We start from the raw sequence: 18,158 nt of genomic DNA on the forward strand, positions 1-18,158 counted from the left end.
GACGGCCGTTGCGTGCGGGCTGCGGCGGCGCGCGGCGTGTGTCCCGCGTCGGCCGGCCGGGGGTTTAGGGTGGTGCTCAGGTGGTGCTCAGGTGGTGGGCGAGGGGCTCTGGCTCCTGCGGGACGGCGGTGGTGCGGTCGAGCCGCGGACGACGAGTTCCACCGGTGGGTCGCTCGCCGGCGGCAGTTCCCTGCCCGGTTCCTCGATGGCGTGGACGAGCAGTCCGACTCCCTGCCGCGCCGCGGCGTCGAAGGGCTGCCGCACGGTGGTCAGCGGTGGGGAGACATAGGCGAAGACCGGGTTGCCGTCGAACCCGACGACACTGACGTCCTCCGGAACACGGCGCCCTGCTTCCCGCAGGGCGTGGATGAGGCCGATGGCCATCTCGTCGCCCGCCGCGAACACCGCTGTCACCGAGCTGTCCGACGCCAGCTCACGACCCGCCGCGTACCCGGAGGCGGGCGACCAGTCGCCGTTGAGCAGGGGCGGTTCGTGCGCGCCTCGTGCGGCGAGCGCCGCCTGCCATCCCTCGATCCGGTCCTTGGTGGCGTACCACTGTCTCGGGCCGGCGAGGTGGTGGACGGTCGCGTGCCCCAGGTCGAGCAGGTGCTCGGTGGCCGCTCGTGCCAGGGCGTACGACCCCACGCTCGCGGTGACCGTGCGGGTGGCGGTGAAGGCGGGGGGTGCCCCGAGGAAGAGGACCGGCACGTCGACACGGAGGGAGACCTCCCCCTCCACGATGGGCTCGGAGACGACGACGCCGTCCACGCCCTGCTCCAGGAGTGATTCCACGGCGCCGGCGATGCCTTCCGGGTCGCCGTCCGGCGTGTTGACCACACGGAGGGCGTATCCCGCGTCCCGTACGGCCTGTTCGATGTGCACGAGCAGTGAGGCTGTTCCGTATCCGGCCGTTCCCAGAGCGACCACACCGATGGAACGGGTGCGTCCGGAAGCGAGCGCCCTGGCCGCGTGGTTCAGCCGGTAGCCGAGTTCCTCGGCGGCGGCGAGGACGCGTCGGCGGGCATCGTCGGAGACGTACGGCTCGTCGTTGAGGACCCGCGAGACGGTCTTGCGCGAGACACCGGCCAGTCGAGCGACATCCGCGCTGCGCGGCGCGGACACGGCCGCGTCCCGTCCCACACCTGGTGCCATGAAGTCTCCCGAAGCCGTGTGTCTGTATTGAGTGAGGTCAACCGCATGACCGCGCGGTCTGACCGCGCGGTCATGTCTATGCAGTCCCGGGGGTCACGTCAAGAGGTCCGGCGGAACAACTTGTTCTCCGGGCGGCGGACCGAAGCCCCCGGTCGGCCTTACGGTGACGGGTCTTGACAGTGGGCCCCAAGAGCGTTCAGTCTTCCTCGCAGTCGCCGATCGGCTCTGTTCGATCGTGTTTAGTCCTGGTCGCTTTCCGTCGACCGCTTCTCCTCGCATCCCCCGGGCCGCGCGCCAACGCTGGGGACGTCAGCCCTGTCAGGAGCCGATATGCACCGTTTCTCCCCTGGTCGACCCATGCCTGCCCCCGGCCGTCGTACCGTCCTGCGCGGCATCGGCGGGGCCGTTGTCCTGGGTGGTGGCATCCCCTTGCTGAGCGCTTGTGCGGGCAGTTCGGGGGCGGGTGACACAAAGGCCGTCTCGCTCGGCTCGAACGCGTCCGACGCGGTGCCGAAGAAGGCGTTCGCCGAGATCTACGCGGCCTTCACCAAGAAGTCCGGGATCACGGTCGACGTCAACACCAAGGACCACAACACGTTCCAGGAGCAGATCAACTCCTATCTGCAGGGCACACCTGACGACGTGTTCAACTGGTTCGCCGGCTACCGCATGCAGTTCTTCGCCGCCAAGGGCCTCGCCACCCCGATCGACGACGTGTGGAAGACCATCGGAGGCAACTTCCCCGAGGCGATGCACAAACTCAGCAAGGGCGAGGACGGCAAGTACTACTTCGTCCCGCTGACCACGTATCCGTGGGCGGTCTTCTACCGCAGGAGCGTCTTCCGGAAGCACGGCTACGAGGTCCCCGCCACCTGGGACGAACTCATCGCGCTGTGCAAGCGGATGAAGAAGGACGGGCTGGTCCCGATCGCCTTCGGCGACAAGGACGCCTGGCCCGCGCTCGGCACCTTCGACCAGCTCAACTTCCGTACCAACGGCTACGACTTCCACGTCGAGCTGATGGCGGGCAAGGCGTCCTGGACCGACGCCAAGGTCCGCTCGGTCTTCGACCACTGGAGCGAGATCCTGCCCTACCACCAGGAGGGCGCGGTCGGCCGGACCTGGCAGGACGCGGCACAGACCCTGGTGGCGAAGAAGGCGGGCATGTACCTGCTGGGCACCTTCGTGGCGCAGCAGTTCACCGACCAGGCCGACCTGGACGACCTCGACTTCTTCCCCTTCCCGGAGATCGATCCCGCCCACGGCCAGGACACCGTCGAGGCGCCCACCGACGGCCTCATGCTCAGCAAGGCCCCCAGGAACAAGCAGGGTGCTGTCCAGTTGCTGGAGTTCCTGGGCACCCCGGAGGCCGAGGAGATCTACCTCAAGGCCGACCCCAGCGTGGTGGCCGCCTCCACCAAGGCCGACACCTCCTCGTACAACGCCCTGCAGAAGAAGGCGTACGACATGATCGCGGGCGCCAAGAGCCTGACGCAGTTCATGGACCGCGACAGCCGTCCGGACTTCACCTCCACGGTGATGCAGCCCTCGCTGCAGAAGTTCATCCGCGACCCCAAGGGCATCGACAGCCTGCTCTCGTCGATCGAGCGCCAGAAGAAGACGATCTTCGCCTCGTCATGACGACGACCGAGACCCTGACCGAGACCCTGACCGAGAACCCGGAGACGGCCGCCGAGCCGTCTCCGGGCGCGACGCCCCGCAAGAGCGCGACGCCCCGCGAGAGCGCGACAGGCCACCGCCGTCTCCTCACCCGCCGCGACCGGCTCGTCCTGGGCGTCATGGCGGGCGTCCCGACGGTCCTGCACATCGCCCTCGTGTGGGTGACGGCCCTCGCCTCGATCGACGGCGCGTCCGTGTGGCGCCTGTACTGGCAGATCGTGCTGCCGCTGTGCAGACCCGCGATGGCCGCCCTCGCCACCTTGCTCTCGATCTGGATCTACAACGACTTCTTCTGGGCGCTCGTCCTGATCTCCACCGGCGAGAACATGCCGATCACCTCGGCCCTGAACAACCTCTCCGGCCAGTACTTCACCGACCCCAACCTGGTCGCCGCCGGAGCGCTCCTCACCGCGATCCCCACGCTGATCGTGTACTTCGTGCTCCAGAGGCAGTTCGTCAGCGGCCTGACGCTCGGCGCCAACAAGGGCTGACCGCACCCTCCCGTCGTTCCCCACACCCCCGGAGTCCCACCAGTGACCACCGAACGCAGTCTCCGCCTGCCCGGCATCGCCTACGGCGGCGACTACAACCCCGAACAGTGGCCCGAGGAGGTGTGGGCCGAGGACATGGCCCTGATGCGCGAGGCCGGGGTCACCATGGTCAGCGTCGGCATCTTCTCCTGGGCCCTGCTGGAGCCGTCCGAGGGCGTCCATGACTTCTCCCGCATGGACAAGATCCTCGACCTTCTCCACGAGAACGGCATCGCCGCCGACCTCGCCACCCCGACGGCCGCCCCGCCCGCCTGGTTCTTCCGGGCCCACCCGGAGGCCCTGCCGGTCGACCGCGACGGCCGGAGGCTCTCGTACGGCAGCCGCCAGACGTTCTGCCCCTCCAGCTCCGCCTACCGCACCGCGGCGCTGCGCATCGCGGGCGCGCTCGGCGAGCGGTACGCCGACCACCCGGCCGTCGCGATGTGGCACGTCCACAACGAGTACGGCTGCCACAACGCCGCCTGCTACTGCGACACCAGTGCCGCCGCCTTCCGCACCTGGCTGCAGGCGAAGTACGGCAACGATCTGGCCGCGCTCAACCACGCCTGGGGCACCACCTTCTGGAGCCAGTGGTACTACGACTGGGAGGAGATCATCCCGCCCCGCGCCACCGGCGCCGACCCCAACCCCACGCACCAGCTGGACTGGCGGCGCTTCTGCTCGGACGAACTGCTGTCGCTGTGCACCGCCGAGCGCGACGTGCTCCGGCGCGCCGCCCCGGACACCCCCGCCACCACCAACTTCATGGTGATGCACAACTTCGACAAGCTCGACTACTGGCGCTGGGCCCCCGAGCTGGACATCGTCTCCAACGACCACTACCTGCTCTCCACCGACCCGGAGTCGGAGATCGACATCGCGCTCTGCGGGGACCTGGTCCGCTCCCTGGCCGGCGGGCGGCCGTGGCTGCTGATGGAACACTCCACCGGAGCCATCAACTGGCAGCCCGTCAACCGGGCCAAGGGCCCCGGCGAAATGCGCCGCAACGCGCTCGCCCATGTCGCGCACGGCGCCGACGGCATCGCCTACTTCCAGTGGCGGGCCGCCAAGGCGGGTGCCGAGCAGTGGCACTCGGCGATGCTCCCGCACGCGGGCACCGACAGCCGCATCTGGCGTGACGTCGTCCAACTCGGCGCGGACCTCGCGGCGTTGGCCGAGGTCCGCGGCAGCACCAGCCCCGCCCAGGTGGCCATCGTCTGGGACTGGAACGCCCGCTGGGCCATGGAACTGCCCTGCCAGCCCAGCGGCGACCTCCGCTTCCAGGACCTGGTGAGGCACTGGTACACACCGCTGTGGAAGGCCGGGGTGGCCGTCGACTTCGTGCGTCCCGGCACCCCGGACCTCGACCGCTACCAGCTGGTCCTCGCGCCCAGCCTGTATCTGGTCGACGACGAGGGAGCTGCGGGTCTGGCGGCGTTCGTCGAGCGCGGCGGCACCCTGGCCGTCGGCTTCCACAGCGGTGCGGTGGACGAGAACTGCCATGTCCGGCTGGGCGGTCACCCCGGAGCCTTCCGGGAGATCCTCGGGGTGCGCGGAGAAGAGCCGTTCCCCCTGCTGCCCGGACAGACGGTCGGCCTGACCGGCCGGATCCCGCAGGACGCGACCGCCGACCTGTGGACCGAACGCCTCCGGCTCACCGGAGCGGAGGCCGTCGCCACCTACGCGGACGGACCTCTGGCCGGTGTCCCGGCCATCACCCGCCACGCGCACGGCGGCGGCACCGCCTGGTATCTCGCCACCCACCCCGACCCCGCCACCCTGACCGCCGTGCTGGAGCACATGCGCCAGGACGCGGGCGTGCACCCGGAGCGTGAGGTCCCGTCCGGCGTCGAGGTGGTGAGGCGACGGGGCGCCGACGCGGACTACCTCTTCCTGATCGACCACGCAGGCCACGGCGCCGAGATACCCGCCGAAGGGGTCGAACTCCTCACCTGCAAACCGGTCACCGGCACGGTCACCGTCCCCGAGGGAGGCGTCGCGGTCGTCCGTGAGCCGAGGGCGGATCTGCGGGAGCGGCTGTAGGGAACGTCCTGCTTCAACTCGACGGAAGCGAGTTCCGACATGACAGGTCTGCCCAGCCGTCGACAGGTGCTCAGCGGGGCGGCCGCGGGAGCGCTGGCCTCGCTGGCCGGGATTCCGCTCGCCGACTCCGCAGCCGCCGCCGTGACGTACACGGCGCCCGATCCGCGAGTGTGGATCCACCTCAACACCGGATGGCGGTTCATCCGAGCGGACGTCACGGGCGCGCAGGCACCCGGGTTCAACGACTCCGGCTGGACGTCGGTCACCACGCCCCACACCTGGAACGCCGTCGACGGTGCCGACGGCGGAAACAACCACCACCGCGGGGTGGGCTGATACCGCCGCCACTACACCGTGCCGTCCACCCTGGCCGACAAGCGGCTGTACCTGCAGTTCGCCGGGGTCAACCAGGTCGCCGACGTCTGGGTCAACGGCACGTACCTCGGGCAGCACAAGGGTGGGTACTCCCGCTTCAGGTTCGACGCCACCGGTGTGCTCGTCCCGGGCGGGGACAACGTGATCGTGGTGAAGGTGACCAACGCCCGCGACACCGCCGTCGCCCCTGTCGGCGCGGACTGCACCTTCCAGGGCGGCATCTACCGCAACGTGAGCCTCTGGGCCGTCGACGACCTCCACCGACTACGCCCTGTTCATCATCTCCCGCCATCGCGAGCAACTCGCCGACCCCGAGCAGGATGTGGACGACTCGATCGCCCGAGCCGTGGCCACGGCCGACGGAGCGGTCGTCTTCGCCGGCGCCACAGTGATCATCGCGCTGGCCGCTCTGGCGGTCACCGTCCTGCTCGCCGTGCTCATCGCCGCCAGTCTCGTGCCCGCGGCCCTCGCACTGTTCGGTGAACGCCTGCGTCCCCGCGCACATCGGACCGAGCGTGCCGGGGGTCGCGCACGCACCCCTGGCTCCTGGGGTCTGGCCTGGGGCCGTGCGGTCACCCGCAAGCCCCTGCTCGTCCTGCTGGCGGGTGTGATCGGCCTGCTCACCCTCGCCGTACCCGCCCGCGACCTGCGCCTCGGCCTGCCCAGCAACGCCTCGCAGCCGGTCGACAGCACCCAGCACAAGAGCTCCGACCTCCTGACAGAGGGCTTCGGCCCCGGTTTCAACGCCACGATGACCGCGGTGGTCGACATGAGCGGCATCCCGGCCGCCGACCGCGCGTCGACCGTGACCGAACTGCGGAGCACCCTGGCGGGCGACCGCGGTGTGGCCCTTGCCGCCCAGCCGGTCACCAACGCCGAATCGACCCTGGCCGTCATCGCCGTCATCGCCGTCGTCCCGACGACCGGGCCCGACACCCGGGCCACCACCGACCTGGTGCACCGGCTGCGGGAGAACGCGCCCGCCGTCGCCGAGGCGGGCGGCACCCTCTACATGGAGTACGAGGTGTTCCTCGTCAGCCGCATGCGCGAGCACTACGAGCACACCGGCGACGCCGTGGAGGCCGTCACCCAGGGCGTCACCCGCAGCGGGCGGGTCGTCAGCGCAGCCGCTCTGATCATGGTCGCGGTCTTCGGCGGCTTCGTCTTCAACCAGATCACGCCGGACGTGGACATCGAAGGGGCGAAGCTCCCTGGGCGCGGCGCCTCGGTGGAGGCGCGGTCCGACGAGGCCGAGCGGCAGGAGGAGGGGCACAAGGCCGGCGTGCGCTGAGCCCGGTCCCCGTCCGTCGACGACCAACCCGTTCGGCCCGCACCTTCCACGATCGGTTGAGACAGCCGATCGACGGTTGTGATCGGACAGCCCGGCCACTGTTACACAGCCTTGGTTTCTTTACGCACGTTCCAACTCCCCCTGAGGGAAACGAGGAGATGCGCGTAGGAGAAGCAGCTCGTCGACTCGTCGCATTCCTCCATTCCCTCCATCAGCGTCAACCACGGACAGGACATCGATGCCCACTCTCACCGTTCGCCGTCTTGCGGCGACAGCAGCCGTTCCCGCCATGCTGGCCGGCGCCGTGCTGCTCTCCGGAACCTCCGCGGGGCACTCCGCCGATTCAACGGCCGGCGCCGCGAAAACAGTGCAGCTCGATGCCGGAAAGATCGAGCTGTCCGCCAGCCACCAGATCTACTGGGACCTCGACGACGGTCCGGACGGAGCTGAGTCCTACAAGAACCTCATCCGTGATCTGCGGGACCAGGCGCGCACCTCGGCAGGAGCCACGCGCAGGTTCGTCCGGGATGCGAACGGCACCACCAGGGCCGTCGACACGACCGACTCGGCCCGGGACAACGAGTTCGCGGACATCATCATCCGGCCGGTCACGGGCAGCCCACTCCACGCACGGGTTCGGTTGAGCAACATGTACGTCGTGCAGTTCTACTATGTGCGGGGCGACGGCAAAACGGTGAACTTCAACCTCGCTCCGGATATGGGCAGCGGTTCGGGACACACGGAAAGCGGAATTCCCGAAGGCTACGATGCCCTCTCCGGGAGGAACTGGGCCAACCGACCGCTCACATCCGTCACACTCGGCCACGATGCCTTTCACAACGCGGTGGCGGCCCTGCGAAATCCGGCAGCCGACCAGCAGGCCTGGGGGCGGGCCATGCAGACCTTCATCATCGGTATATCCGAAGGAGCGCGCTTCGGACCCATCAGCCTGAACGTCTACAAGGCGATGAGGAACTTCGGTCAGTACACCTTGACGGATCAGGATGTGCACGCCATGCACAACTGGTCACGGATGAGTCAGATCTACCGTAACGACGGCGCCAGCAGCAGCACCAGCCCCACCGTCTACGGACGCGCGATCAACAGCGCACGGACCGCCGCACTCTTCCTGCTGGAAGCGCTCGGAGGTCCCACCGCGAAGGATGAACTGTGATCCCCAGGCCCGTCGGCCTCAACTTGCCCGCCGAGTCGGGGGATTGTGAGGCCACTGCCGCCGGCAGCCACTGCTGAGCCGCCGACGCGGCCCCGCAGTTCACCTGCTGCTTGCTGTCAGGACATGGCTCATTCACCGGCGGTGGCCAGGGTGGGTCTCGTTGGCTGCCGAACGGAACCGGAGGAAAGGAGAGCGGCATGCGAGGCGCCGGACCGGCTCTGAGCCTGCTGCTCGCCATGAGCCTGGCCGGATGCGGGACGGCGGTCGGCGGCACGCGGGTCGAGGGCCCGGCGCCGACCGCCGTCCCCTGGTCGGGCCCGGTCTACGTCGACGACGCGAACTCGGTCCCGCGTCAGCAGCCCGGCCTGGTGGATCTCACCGAGACCACCACCCTGTTCGGCCTGGAGTGGCGCGGCTGGGGAACGTCCCGGGCCGTCGCAACCGGTCTGGTGATCGACTTCGTCTGTGTGTCCGGCTGCCCCCACGGCGAGTCGAACCCGCCGTCCTTCCTGGCCCACCTCGAGCTCAGCGGCCTCGTCAAGCGCGAGTACGCCGCGTACTACGGGCACGCCGTACTGACCGCCGACCACTCGCCCGCACCCGTCTGGGCGCTGGACATCGGTGACGTTCGCCTGCGGGTGCCGAAGGCATGACCGCGTATCCGCCGTGCGGCCGTGATCCGGCCGCCGGGTCACCGACACATACGAGTGGTCCCCTTGGGGCCGGAGCACGAAGTGCCAGGAGACACACATGCACGAGGTCCTGCTGGTCGAGGACGACGAGTTGATCCGCGAGGCGACCCGGCTCACTCTGCAGTCGAGCGGATACGCGGTGCGCACCGCCGCCGACGGGACGACCGGACTCGCCCTGTTCCGGGAACGGGTGCCGGACGTGGCGGTCCTGGACATCATGCTGCCGGGCCTGAACGGGGTGAGCCTGGCCAGCCGTATCCGCGAGGAGTCCGGGGTGCCGGTGCTGCTGATCTCGGCCCGCAACGACCCGGTGGATGTGGTGATGGGTCTGGAGGCCGGCGCCGACGACTACGTCACCAAGCCGTTCGACGGGATGGTGCTGGCCGCCCGGATCCGTGCTCTGCTGCGCCGCGCCGAGCCCACCGAGCCCACCGAGCAGCGGCCGGACAGCACCCCGCTCGTCTTCGGTGACCTGTCCTTCGACTCGGAGACCCTGGAGGTGCACCGCGACGGGAAGCCGCTCGCCCTCACCACCACCGAGCTGAAGCTGCTGCTGGAGTTCGCCGCCTCGCCGGGCATGGTGCTCACCCGGGACCTGCTGCTGGAGAAGGTGTGGGACTACGTCTGGTCCGGCGACACCCGGGTGGTGGACATCCACATCCGACGGCTGCGCTGCAAGATCGGCCATGAACGCATCGAGACGGTGCGCGGCTTCGGCTACAAGCTGCGGCCGTAGCCGCTCAGGACAGTGGCACGGCTTTGATGGCCCGGTACGGCTCATGAACTCGGTACGGCTCCCATGAACATCGGCACGAAGGTGGCTCTGGCCGTCGCCGCGGCGGCCATGTGCGTCGCGAGCGCGGTCGGGCTGCTCGTCCACCGCGTCACGGCCGCCGACCAGCTGGCCACGGCCCGCTCGCACCTCGACGGGCAGCTGATGAGCGCCGTCTACGACCAGGCCGCCGGCCGCAAGTCCGCAGCCCGGCTCGACCCACCGGACCTGCCCACGGCCGTGTCGGGGGAGGTGCGTCGCGGTGTCCGCGTCACCTACCTCCAGGACGGACCCGATCCGGTGCTGTGGGCGGCGACCCGCGTCTCCGACCGTACCGTGCTCGCGCTGACGCGTTCCTACGGCCACGAGACCGACGAACTGGCCGCGCTGGACCGGACGTTGGTCACCACGGGGGTGGCGGCCACCCTCGGGGTGTCCCTGATCGGTCTGGTCCTCGGTGTACGGATGGGCCGCCGGGCCACGGCCGCCGCCCGGACGGCGGAACGCATCGCCCACGGCGACCTGGACGCCCGTGTCGACCCGCAGGGGCGGGACGAGATCGCTCGGCTCGCCGCGTCCGTGAACGCCATGGCCGACGCGCTCGGCGCCCGGCTGGAGGCCGAGCGCCGGGTGACCGCCGACATCGCGCACGAACTGCGCACCCCCGTCGCGGCCATGGTGACCGCGACCGGCCTGCTGCCGCCCGGCCCGACCACCGATCTGGTCGTGGGCGGAGTGCGCAAGCTGCGCGGGCTGGTCGAGGACGTCCTGGAGGTCGCCCGCCTCGACGCCCACGCGGTGTCGGTGGAGACCGAGCCCCGGCAGATCAGCGCGATGGCCCGGCGCGCGGTCGCCGGGCTGGACGGGGCGGAGGGACGGGTGGATGTGCGGATCGTCGCGGACACGCTCGCGGAGACCGATCCGCGGCGCGTGGAGCGGATTCTCACCAACCTGGTCACCAACGCGCTGCGGCACGGCGCCCCACCGGTAGCGGTCGAGGTGGACGTCGAGACGGACGCCGAGACGGGCAGGGGCGGGGAGGCGGCGGGCGGCCGTGTCCGCGACGGTTCCGGTGTCCCGGTCGTCCGGATCCGCGACCACGGCCGCGGGTTCCCGCCCGATCTGCTCGCCGTCGTCACCGCCTCCGGCCCTCAGCGGTTCCGCACCGGCTCCGCGTCCACGGGAACCGGTCTGGGCCTGACCATCGCCTCCGGACAGGCCCGGCTCCTCGGCGCCCGCCTGACCTTCCGCAACCATCCCGACGGGGGAGCGGAGGCGACCCTGCGCCTCACCGCGGACCACGCTGCCGACAGGGACACCGGATGATGCGCCGGCATCCCGCCGGACACGGATTGCCGCCTACGGATGTCAGTGGGCGTCGTACCTCAGGCCGATCTGGTCGCGTGCGATGTCGAGCGTGCGCATCACCGCCAAGGTCTCGTCCAGAGGCATGATGTCGCTCTCCGACTCCCCTGCGCGGAGCCGCTCGTGGACGTGCCGGATCTGATGGTGCAGTCCTCCGCCCGCCGTCTCGTCGCCGTCGCCGTCACGTGCGGCGGGCAGACTCAGCCGCTCGGTGACGCCCCGGGACTGAACGGTCAGTTCGTCCGGGCAGTGCATCAGGAACGGCAGTTCGATGTAGCCCTCGGTACCGGTGACCCGGGCGGTGCAGCCGAGGGTCGCCCGCACGGAACTCTGGGCCAGCGCGACCGCGCCGCTGTCGTACCCGGAGAGGACGGCGATGTGCTCGTCGACGCCGGTCGGGCCGAGCGTGCCGTACGCCGTGATCCGGTCGGGCGTGCCCAGCACCATGCTGGCCAGCGACATGGGATACACACCCAGGTCCAGCAGGGAACCGCCCCCCAACGCGCGATCGAACAGGCGGTGTCCGGGATCTGCCGGGAAGCGGAGACCGAAGTCGGCCTCCAGGCACTGGACTTCGCCGATGATGCCCTCGGCGAGCAGCTCTCTGACTTTGACGTAGACCGGCAGGAACCGGCTCCACATCGCCTCCATCAGGAACAGGCCCCGTTCCCTGGACACCGCCACCATGTCGGCGGCCTGCTCGGCGTCCAGCGCGAAGGCCTTCTCGCACAGCACCGGGCGCCCCGCGTTCAGGAACAGCAAGGTGTGCTCGTGATGGTGGGAGTGCGGCGAGGCGACGTAGAAGACGTCGACGCTGTCATCGGCGGCCAGGTCTTCGTACGAGCCGTGCCGGTGGCGCGGTGCGATGCCGTACTTCTCGCCGAACGCGTCGGCCTTGTCCCGGCTGCGGGAGCCTACGGCGATCAGTTGTGCGTCCGGCAGGCGTCCCAGCGCGTCTGCGAAGCCGTTTGCGATGGCACCGGTGCCCGCTATGCCCCAGCGGAACGACATGAGAACTCCTTGTTGGTGTGGTGGTGGGGAAGGGGAGTCGGAGCGACCCGGCACCCCGGGCCGTTCCGCGTCGCCCGGCGGAGGGTCATGCGGGCACCTGGTTGGTGCGGGCCACGTCGCTGTACCACCGGGCCGATGGCTTGACGACCCGGTCCTGAGTGGTGCGGTCGACCGCCACGAGTCCGTACGTGGGCCGATAGCCGTCCCACCACTCGAAGTTGTCCAGCAGCGACCAGTGGACGTATCCGGTGACGGGCAGTCCGTCAGCGATCAGCCGGTGCACGACACGCAGCCCCGCCCGCAGGTACTCGACACGGTCGGCGTCGTCGTCGGTCGCGACACCGTGCTCGGTGATGACGATCTCCTTGCCCGGGAAGAGGTGCGCCACTCGCCGGATCGTGGCCCCGACCGCCTCCGGCGCCCACCGATAACCCATCAGGGTGCGGCGGATCCCGTCGTCGGGTGCTCCTTCCACCGGTACGGCGGCTGCCGCTTGGCGGCGCAGGTGCGGCAGGACGAGTGACTGCGTCAGGCGGCGGCTGCGCAGAAGCGCCGCACTGATGTGCCCGAGGATCCGGGGCGCGTTGACGTCGAGGCGGGTGTAGGTCTGGACGCCGACGAAGTCGTCCTCGTTGGTCTCGGCGAAGAACCGGTCCTCGTGGAGCTCCCGAGCCCATTCCAGGGTCGGGGCTCCGCCCGCGTCGGCGTGCCAGTCCTGCAGCGCGTGCGCCATGCCGACCTTGACGCCGGGCGCGAGTTCGCGGATGACCTCCCGGGCGCCCCGATGTGCGGCGTTCACTCCTGCCGCCGCGGAGTCGAACGCGTCGAGGCTGCGGACGAAAGGCGGAGTCGGGAAGGTGCCCAGATACCCGCGCGTGATCATGTTGCCGGGTTCGTTGATCGTGCAGATGTAGGGAGCACGGTCCTGCAGGTGTTCCATCACGCGCCGGGTGTAGCGCGCGAACCAGGCGGGAAGGCCGGGGTTCGTCCAGCCGCCGGCACGGGTGACCCAGGCCGGCAGCGTGAAGTGCTGCAGCGTGACGACCGGGGTGACGCCGTGCTTCAGGCAGGTGTCGGCCATGTCGGCGTAGTGCCGGAGCGCCTCGTGGTCGAACTGCCCTTGGCGGGGCTCGATGCGCGCCCACTCCACGGAGAAGCGGTAGGTGTTCAGCCCGAGATTCGCGAGCAGCGCGATGTCGTCCTGATAGCGGTTGAAGTGGTCGCAGGCGATGCCGGAGGGGTCGGCCAGGGGTGCCTTGGGAGTGGGGTCGGTCTCCCATTCCCACCAGTCGCTGGTCGTGTTGTCGCCTTCGACCTGGTGCGCGGCGGTCGCGGCGCCCCACAGGAAGCGCTCGGGGAAGATCAACGGTTCTGGCATGGTCGGCTCCTGAGGTTCTGTGCTCGTAGCTCGTAGGAGGTCGGGCCGGATGGCGTTGCGGCTCGGCCGTCTGCCGAGCCGCCGGGCGGAGGCGTCAGGCACGTGGCCGTCGTACGGACGGGAATCTGCGCGCGGCGTCGAACCGCCGCGACCGGCTGCGTCGGCTCGTGGCCGCACCGGCCGCCGGACGGGTGCCTCTCGGGCTGCCAGACGGTTGTTGATGAAACGACATGACAGGTTTTGCTTCACATGGCGACGGTCACCCGCAACTACTAACGCGCGTTAGTAGTTGCGGGTACAGTACATCCGGGGTGGGGCACCCACAAGAGGGAAGGGGACGAATGGCAGGCAAGGCCACCGCTCGGCCGGGAGGCCGGGCCACCAGTAGCGATGTCGCTCGGGAGGCCGGGGTCTCCAGGGCCACCGTCAGTTTCGTGCTCAACGGCACCAAGGGGCAGACGATCTCCGAGACGACGCGGCAGCGCGTCCTGGAGGCGGCCGCACGGCTGCACTACTCGCCCTCGGCGGAAGCCCGCACGCTCAGCCGCGGCCGCAGCGACGTCGTACTCCTCTACCAGCCCCCTCAGCTGCCGCTGACCGACCTCGGTGCACTGGTCGAGTTCCTGGCGGAGGAGTTCGCGGCGATCGGGCTCACGGCGGTGATCCACCCGTGGTCCCGCAAGGCCGACGGCGATGTGTGGACCGCCATCACGCCCGTGGCCGTCGTCGCATGGGATCTGTCCGACCGTGACGTCGCCGCGATGCGACGCGATGGAGTGCGCGCCGTGGTCTCCCTCACCGCGGAGTCCGACCCTGTCGCGCAGTGGATCTGGGGAGCCCGGGAGAACAGCATCGCCCGGCTGCAGGTCGAGCGACTGCTCAGAGCGGGACACCGCCGGATCGGCTATGCCCGCCCGCACGACGAACGCCTGGCCGAGGCAAGCGAGATGCGCCTGCAAGCCCTCCGGCGAGCCTGCGCGGAGCACGGTGTGCCCGCCCCAGTGGCCCTGGACATTCCCCGCGACGAGGCAGGAGCCCAGGCCGCCGTCGACGCCGTCGCGACGTGGCGCGAGATGGCCGTCACCGGCGTGGGCGCCCATGACGACGTGGCAGCCCTGGCCGTCCTCGCGGGTCTGCGTGAGCACGGGCTGACCGCACCGGCGGACCTGGCGGTGATCGGGGCCGTCGACTCCCCGGCCGCGCGCCTTGCCGCCCCGCCGCTGACGATGGTGGCGGTGGACATGCGGGACACCGCGCGCCACCTCGTCGAGGCGGTCACCAGCCTGCTCGAAGGCCGGCCCGTACCGGCCGGCCCCGAGGTCACCAGGGTGATCGAGCGCGGCTCGGTCTGATCTCGGCACACGCCCCGCAGAACGGCCCGGCAGCGTGTCTGCCGCTGCTTCTCACCGCGGTGGGGAACGCGGGCAGCCACTTGCGCCCACGCCACTAACGCGCTTTAGTAGCGATCGCGTGAGGGGACGGGACGGAACAGGCGGCAAGGCTCGTCGACGCGAGAATCCGGCTGCAGTGCGGGCAGGACGCCCGCCTCCCCGAACGCTCTCCGCATCCTCGCGGACAACGCGTCCCCTGAAGGAGCCTGAGTGACTCACCCCGATGCCGTCGCCGCGACGCTCGTCGCCGAGCGCCCCAGCCTGTCCATGCGGCTCTTCAGCGCGGTGCTCAGCCGACGAGGACGCCGCCGGGAAGGTACGCCGGCCGACGTGGCCGCGGATCGTCGGCTGCTGCGGCGCCTCACGTCCCTGGCTCGCGTACCCCGAGGCGTGAAGCTGACCGAGGAGGTGATCTCGGGCGTCCCGGTGCTGCGCGCGTCATCCGGAGCAGCGCGGGCCCGCGGCACCGTCCTGTACCTGCACGGCGGGGCCTATGTGGCCGGCAGCGCCCGGGACTGCGTCAACGCAGCCCACTTGTCCGCCGACGGCGGTCCCGACCTGGTCAGCGTCGAGTACCGGCTCGCACCCGAGCACCCCTACCCCGCCGCGGTGGATGACGCGTTGGCCGTCTATCGGGAACTGGTACGCGCTCCCGGCCCGGATCGACTGGTGGTCGTCGGCGAGTCGGCCGGCGGCGGCCTGGCGCTGGCCCTCCTGCAGAAGGCCCGCGAGGAGGGTTTGCCGATGCCGGCCGCCGTAGTGCCGGTCTTCCCCTGGGTCGACCTGACGCTCAGCGGCGCGAGCGCTACGGCGAACATCGGACGCGACATGCTCACCCGCTCCCATCTGCTGGAGGCAGCGGACGGGTACGCCGACGGGCGTGATCCGCGCGATCCCGGACTGTCACCGTTGTTCGGTTCTTTCCGCGGCTTCCCGCGCACCTACGTTCCGGTGGGCCGGCACGACCTCCTGCTCGACGACGCACGGCGGCTGGTGGCGCGGATGCGCGCCGAGGCCGTCCAGGTCGTCCTCGATGAGTGGCCGGGAACGATCCACGGTTTCGTCCGAGTGCCCTCGGCGGAGGGGCGGCAGTGCCGCCGGCGGATACAGGACTTCGTGCATGAGGCTCTCCCCGGGGCAGCCTCCGCGGTCGGCGCGGAACGTTCCCAGAGCTTTCGCGACAACGGTCCGATGGGCGCATGACCACGTGCTCGACGACGCGCTGTTCGGTCGCGGCGCAGCGCCGCCCCCCCGCGAAGGCCGCCGGGGCGATGAAGTCGGCGAGGGCGACGAACGCGACGTAACCGATGGCCGCGACGAGGCTGACCCGCGGCACGGAGACTCCGGCCACCACCGCGTTGCCCGAGGCGATCACGGGGAGCCGACCCAGTGCCCCCGGCCTGCGCTGACGCGCAGACCGGGGCATGGCCGAAGCGGCGCAGGGCAGAAGGGGGCGGCGAATCACCCCAGGGTTCGTGCCGTGTTGGGGCCCGACGTGCCTTGGAAGGACTGGCGGGCCCCCGGCAAGCAGACGCCGCAGAGGAATGCGACCCCTAGGCGCGGCAGGTGAGGTCGGCGCCGGGCAGGCGGCCTGTGACCAGGTAGGTATTGACCGTCTTGGTGGCGCAGGCGGGGGTGCCCGGGACGCCGTACACGCCGTGGTCCCGTCCGCCCTGGACCTGGACGAGGCGTGAGCCGTGCAGGGCGCGGTGCATGGCCCGGCCGCTCGCCGCCGGTGTCTGGGAGTCCCACTGGTTCTGCAGGACGAGTGCGCGCACCGTGTTGCCGACACGTGTGGCCGGTTCGGCGCCGCGCGGCCAGAAGGCGCAGGGGGTGATGTTGGAGGTGAAGTCTCCGTAGAGGGGGAGGCGACGACCGTCGCTGATGGCGTCGTGCCGGTAGCGGGCCGGGTCGCGGGGCCAGGAGGCGGAGTTGTCGGCGCACATGACCGCCCAGTGGAGCGCCTCGATGTTGGCGTCGGTGGTGTCGGCGCGGCCGTCGGACGGCTGCGGGTCCGGGCGGGTGGCGCGGGCCTTGCGGAGGCTGACGACGTCGCGTGCGGCCTGGTAGGGGTCGTAGAAGAACATCTGCCGCAGTGAGTCGCGGATGTCGACGCCGGTGACGGCCCGGTCCTCGTAGTCGAGATCGCTGCCGTTGTACTTGAGCGGTGTGCGGTCGGCGCGGGCGATGAGGTGGAAGAAGGCGGCGCGGACCTTCGCGGGGGTGTCACCGAGGTGGTAGGTGCCGTCCCGGCGGGCGACCAGACGGGTCCAGTCCTGGAACGCGGGCTCGACGCCCTTGGCCATGGCCTGGTAGGTGCCCCGTCCGAAGCGGTTCGGGTCCGCCGAGCTGTCGAGGACGACGCGGTCGCTGCGGGACGGGAAGAGCTGGGTGTACACAGCGCCGAGGTAGGTGCCGTAGGACAGGCCGAAGTACGAGATGCGCTTCTCGCCCAGGACGCCGCGGATGACGTCCATGTCCCGGGCGGTGTTACGGGTGGTCAGATACGGCAGCCGGGCGCGGTCCCGGGCGACGCACTTCGAGGCGAAGCCGCGGGCGAGAGCGGTGTCCTCGCGGAAGGACTTGGTGGTGTACGCACGGGGCCAGTTCAGTTCGTTCTTGGTGAGGCCGCAGTTGAGGGGGCTGCTGGCGCCCAGACCGCGGGGATCGAAGCCCACGAGGTCGTACCGGTCCAGGACGCTCTTGGGCATGGCCTCCTTCAGCCCCGAGGGGTCCAGCCCTCCGCTTCCCGGCCCTCCCGGGTTGGTCAGCAGCACACCGCGCCGCTTGCCGGGCACGCTCGTGCGCAGCCGGGACATCTCCACGCGCACCGTGGGTCCGGTGGGCCGGGTGTAGTCGAGCGGCACCTTGACGGTGGCGCACCGCAACGCGGCGGGGTACTGCCCCTTGGCGCCGCAGCGGTGCCAGGTGGGGCGCTGGTCGTAGTAGCGGTCGAGGGCAGCGGCCGGGGAACGGTCGGGTGCGGCGGCCGCCTGCGCGGTGGGAAGACACAGACTGACGACCAGTCCGGCCGCGACGAGGGCGGCCTTGTGTGAGGTAGGCATGACGGGGACTCTGCCTCCCCGCCCGACCGCCCCGCCTCGGCCGAAAGGCCACAACCGAACACCGTCGTCCTGGGCCCCTCGGCCGAAAGACCGATGAAACACCCGCAGGCAACCGGTGTGCAGCACCGCCTTGTTGAGCATGTCGACGAGCGGCACGACGCCCATCGGCGTGGTTGACCGCGGGGCCGCACCACCCACGATGGGCTCCGCCGGTCACCGGCGGAGCCCATCGTGGGTGG

At 70.4% G+C, this 18,158-nt stretch carries 14 protein-coding genes and 2 pseudogenes; 12 read left to right on the plus strand and 4 right to left on the minus strand.

Annotated elements, in window-relative coordinates; all coding sequences use genetic code 11:
* Nucleotides 1–87: 87 nt before the first annotated feature.
* Nucleotides 88–1,152 (minus strand): LacI family DNA-binding transcriptional regulator, encoded by a 1,065-nt coding sequence (locus J8M51_RS32435; RefSeq protein ID WP_086754842.1) that lies wholly within the window; start codon nt 1,150–1,152, stop codon nt 88–90.
* Between the two features lie 330 nt (nt 1,153–1,482).
* On the opposite strand from J8M51_RS32435, the gene J8M51_RS32440 reads away from it, so the two are divergent.
* The 10 genes and pseudogenes from J8M51_RS32440 to J8M51_RS32485 all read left to right on the plus strand — a co-directional run bounded on the left by J8M51_RS32440 (nt 1,483) and on the right by J8M51_RS32485 (nt 11,035).
* On the plus strand, nt 1,483–2,793 hold the full coding sequence (locus tag J8M51_RS32440; RefSeq protein ID WP_179203011.1) for an ABC transporter substrate-binding protein: 1,311 nt from the start codon (nt 1,483–1,485) through the stop codon (nt 2,791–2,793).
* 212 nt (nt 2,794–3,005) lie between these two features.
* Nucleotides 3,006–3,323 (plus strand): annotated as a pseudogene (locus J8M51_RS32445) (carbohydrate ABC transporter permease); the annotation flags it as partial.
* Between the two features lie 42 nt (nt 3,324–3,365).
* On the plus strand, nt 3,366–5,405 hold the full coding sequence (locus J8M51_RS32450) for a beta-galactosidase (RefSeq protein ID WP_086754844.1): 2,040 nt from the start codon (nt 3,366–3,368) through the stop codon (nt 5,403–5,405).
* A 39-nt stretch (nt 5,406–5,444) separates the two neighbouring features.
* Nucleotides 5,445–5,741: a hypothetical protein gene (locus J8M51_RS32455; protein ID WP_236067110.1), complete on the plus strand. Its 297-nt coding sequence runs from the start codon at nt 5,445–5,447 to the stop codon at nt 5,739–5,741.
* Between the two features lie 12 nt (nt 5,742–5,753).
* Nucleotides 5,754–6,011: pseudogene (locus tag J8M51_RS32460) on the plus strand (sugar-binding domain-containing protein); the annotation flags it as partial.
* A 49-nt stretch (nt 6,012–6,060) separates the two neighbouring features.
* Nucleotides 6,061–7,071: an MMPL family transporter gene (locus tag J8M51_RS32465; protein ID WP_256964244.1), complete on the plus strand. Its 1,011-nt coding sequence runs from the start codon at nt 6,061–6,063 to the stop codon at nt 7,069–7,071.
* Nucleotides 7,072–7,309: 238 nt separating this feature from the next.
* Nucleotides 7,310–8,245: a ribosome-inactivating family protein gene (locus J8M51_RS32470; RefSeq protein WP_086754846.1), complete on the plus strand. Its 936-nt coding sequence runs from the start codon at nt 7,310–7,312 to the stop codon at nt 8,243–8,245.
* A 197-nt stretch (nt 8,246–8,442) separates the two neighbouring features.
* Nucleotides 8,443–8,898, plus strand: a complete 456-nt coding sequence (locus tag J8M51_RS32475; protein WP_086754847.1) for a hypothetical protein — start codon at nt 8,443–8,445, stop codon at nt 8,896–8,898.
* Nucleotides 8,899–8,995: 97 nt separating this feature from the next.
* Nucleotides 8,996–9,673: a two-component system response regulator CseB gene (gene cseB / locus J8M51_RS32480; RefSeq protein WP_086754848.1), complete on the plus strand. Its 678-nt coding sequence runs from the start codon at nt 8,996–8,998 to the stop codon at nt 9,671–9,673.
* Between the two features lie 63 nt (nt 9,674–9,736).
* Nucleotides 9,737–11,035, plus strand: coding sequence for a sensor histidine kinase (locus J8M51_RS32485; protein ID WP_086754849.1), 1,299 nt, complete (start codon nt 9,737–9,739; stop codon nt 11,033–11,035).
* Between the two features lie 42 nt (nt 11,036–11,077).
* Here J8M51_RS32485 and J8M51_RS32490 read toward each other — a convergent pair whose 3' ends face one another.
* Together J8M51_RS32490 and J8M51_RS32495 are read right to left on the minus strand one after the other, a co-directional pair.
* The gene (locus tag J8M51_RS32490; RefSeq protein ID WP_086754850.1) at nt 11,078–12,085 is read right to left on the minus strand and encodes a Gfo/Idh/MocA family protein; all 1,008 of its coding nucleotides are present in this window, start codon (nt 12,083–12,085) and stop codon (nt 11,078–11,080) included.
* 85 nt (nt 12,086–12,170) lie between these two features.
* On the minus strand, nt 12,171–13,463 hold the full coding sequence (locus J8M51_RS32495; protein WP_086754851.1) for a glycoside hydrolase family 1 protein: 1,293 nt from the start codon (nt 13,461–13,463) through the stop codon (nt 12,171–12,173).
* Nucleotides 13,464–13,804: 341 nt separating this feature from the next.
* Here J8M51_RS32495 and J8M51_RS32500 point away from each other — a divergent pair, with 341 nt between their 5' ends.
* Both J8M51_RS32500 and J8M51_RS32505 read left to right on the plus strand, forming a co-directional pair.
* Nucleotides 13,805–14,815, plus strand: a complete 1,011-nt coding sequence (locus J8M51_RS32500) for a LacI family DNA-binding transcriptional regulator (RefSeq protein WP_086754852.1) — start codon at nt 13,805–13,807, stop codon at nt 14,813–14,815.
* Between the two features lie 249 nt (nt 14,816–15,064).
* Nucleotides 15,065–16,057 carry an alpha/beta hydrolase gene (locus J8M51_RS32505; protein WP_086754853.1) on the plus strand — a complete coding sequence of 331 codons (993 nt, stop codon included), beginning with the start codon at nt 15,065–15,067 and terminating at the stop codon, nt 16,055–16,057.
* Between the two features lie 350 nt (nt 16,058–16,407).
* Here the strand turns inward: J8M51_RS32505 and J8M51_RS32510 are convergent, their stop codons facing one another.
* Nucleotides 16,408–17,919, minus strand: coding sequence for an alpha/beta hydrolase (locus tag J8M51_RS32510; protein ID WP_086754854.1), 1,512 nt, complete (start codon nt 17,917–17,919; stop codon nt 16,408–16,410).
* Nucleotides 17,920–18,158 lie beyond the last annotated feature (239 nt).

The sequence above is a fragment of the Streptomyces griseiscabiei genome, from assembly GCF_020010925.1.
GTDB classification, from domain to species: Bacteria; Actinomycetota; Actinomycetes; order Streptomycetales; family Streptomycetaceae; genus Streptomyces; species Streptomyces griseiscabiei.

Bases quoted from the DNA above. Each gene is read 5' to 3' on its own strand.
- J8M51_RS32500 (WP_086754852.1), top strand. From the start codon at position 13,805: ATGGCAGGCAAGGCCACCGCTCGGCCGGGAGGCCGGGCCACCAGTAGC.
- J8M51_RS32455 (WP_236067110.1), top strand. From the start codon at position 5,445: ATGACAGGTCTGCCCAGCCGTCGACAGGTGCTCAGCGGGGCGGCCGCG.
- J8M51_RS32470 (WP_086754846.1), top strand. From the start codon at position 7,310: ATGCCCACTCTCACCGTTCGCCGTCTTGCGGCGACAGCAGCCGTTCCC.
- J8M51_RS32485 (WP_086754849.1), top strand. From the start codon at position 9,737: ATGAACATCGGCACGAAGGTGGCTCTGGCCGTCGCCGCGGCGGCCATG.
- J8M51_RS32490 (WP_086754850.1), bottom strand. From the start codon at position 12,085: ATGTCGTTCCGCTGGGGCATAGCGGGCACCGGTGCCATCGCAAACGGC.
- J8M51_RS32510 (WP_086754854.1), bottom strand. From the start codon at position 17,919: ATGCCTACCTCACACAAGGCCGCCCTCGTCGCGGCCGGACTGGTCGTC.
- J8M51_RS32440 (WP_179203011.1), top strand. From the start codon at position 1,483: ATGCACCGTTTCTCCCCTGGTCGACCCATGCCTGCCCCCGGCCGTCGT.
- J8M51_RS32475 (WP_086754847.1), top strand. From the start codon at position 8,443: ATGCGAGGCGCCGGACCGGCTCTGAGCCTGCTGCTCGCCATGAGCCTG.
- J8M51_RS32435 (WP_086754842.1), bottom strand. From the start codon at position 1,152: ATGGCACCAGGTGTGGGACGGGACGCGGCCGTGTCCGCGCCGCGCAGC.
- cseB (WP_086754848.1), top strand. From the start codon at position 8,996: ATGCACGAGGTCCTGCTGGTCGAGGACGACGAGTTGATCCGCGAGGCG.
- J8M51_RS32495 (WP_086754851.1), bottom strand. From the start codon at position 13,463: ATGCCAGAACCGTTGATCTTCCCCGAGCGCTTCCTGTGGGGCGCCGCG.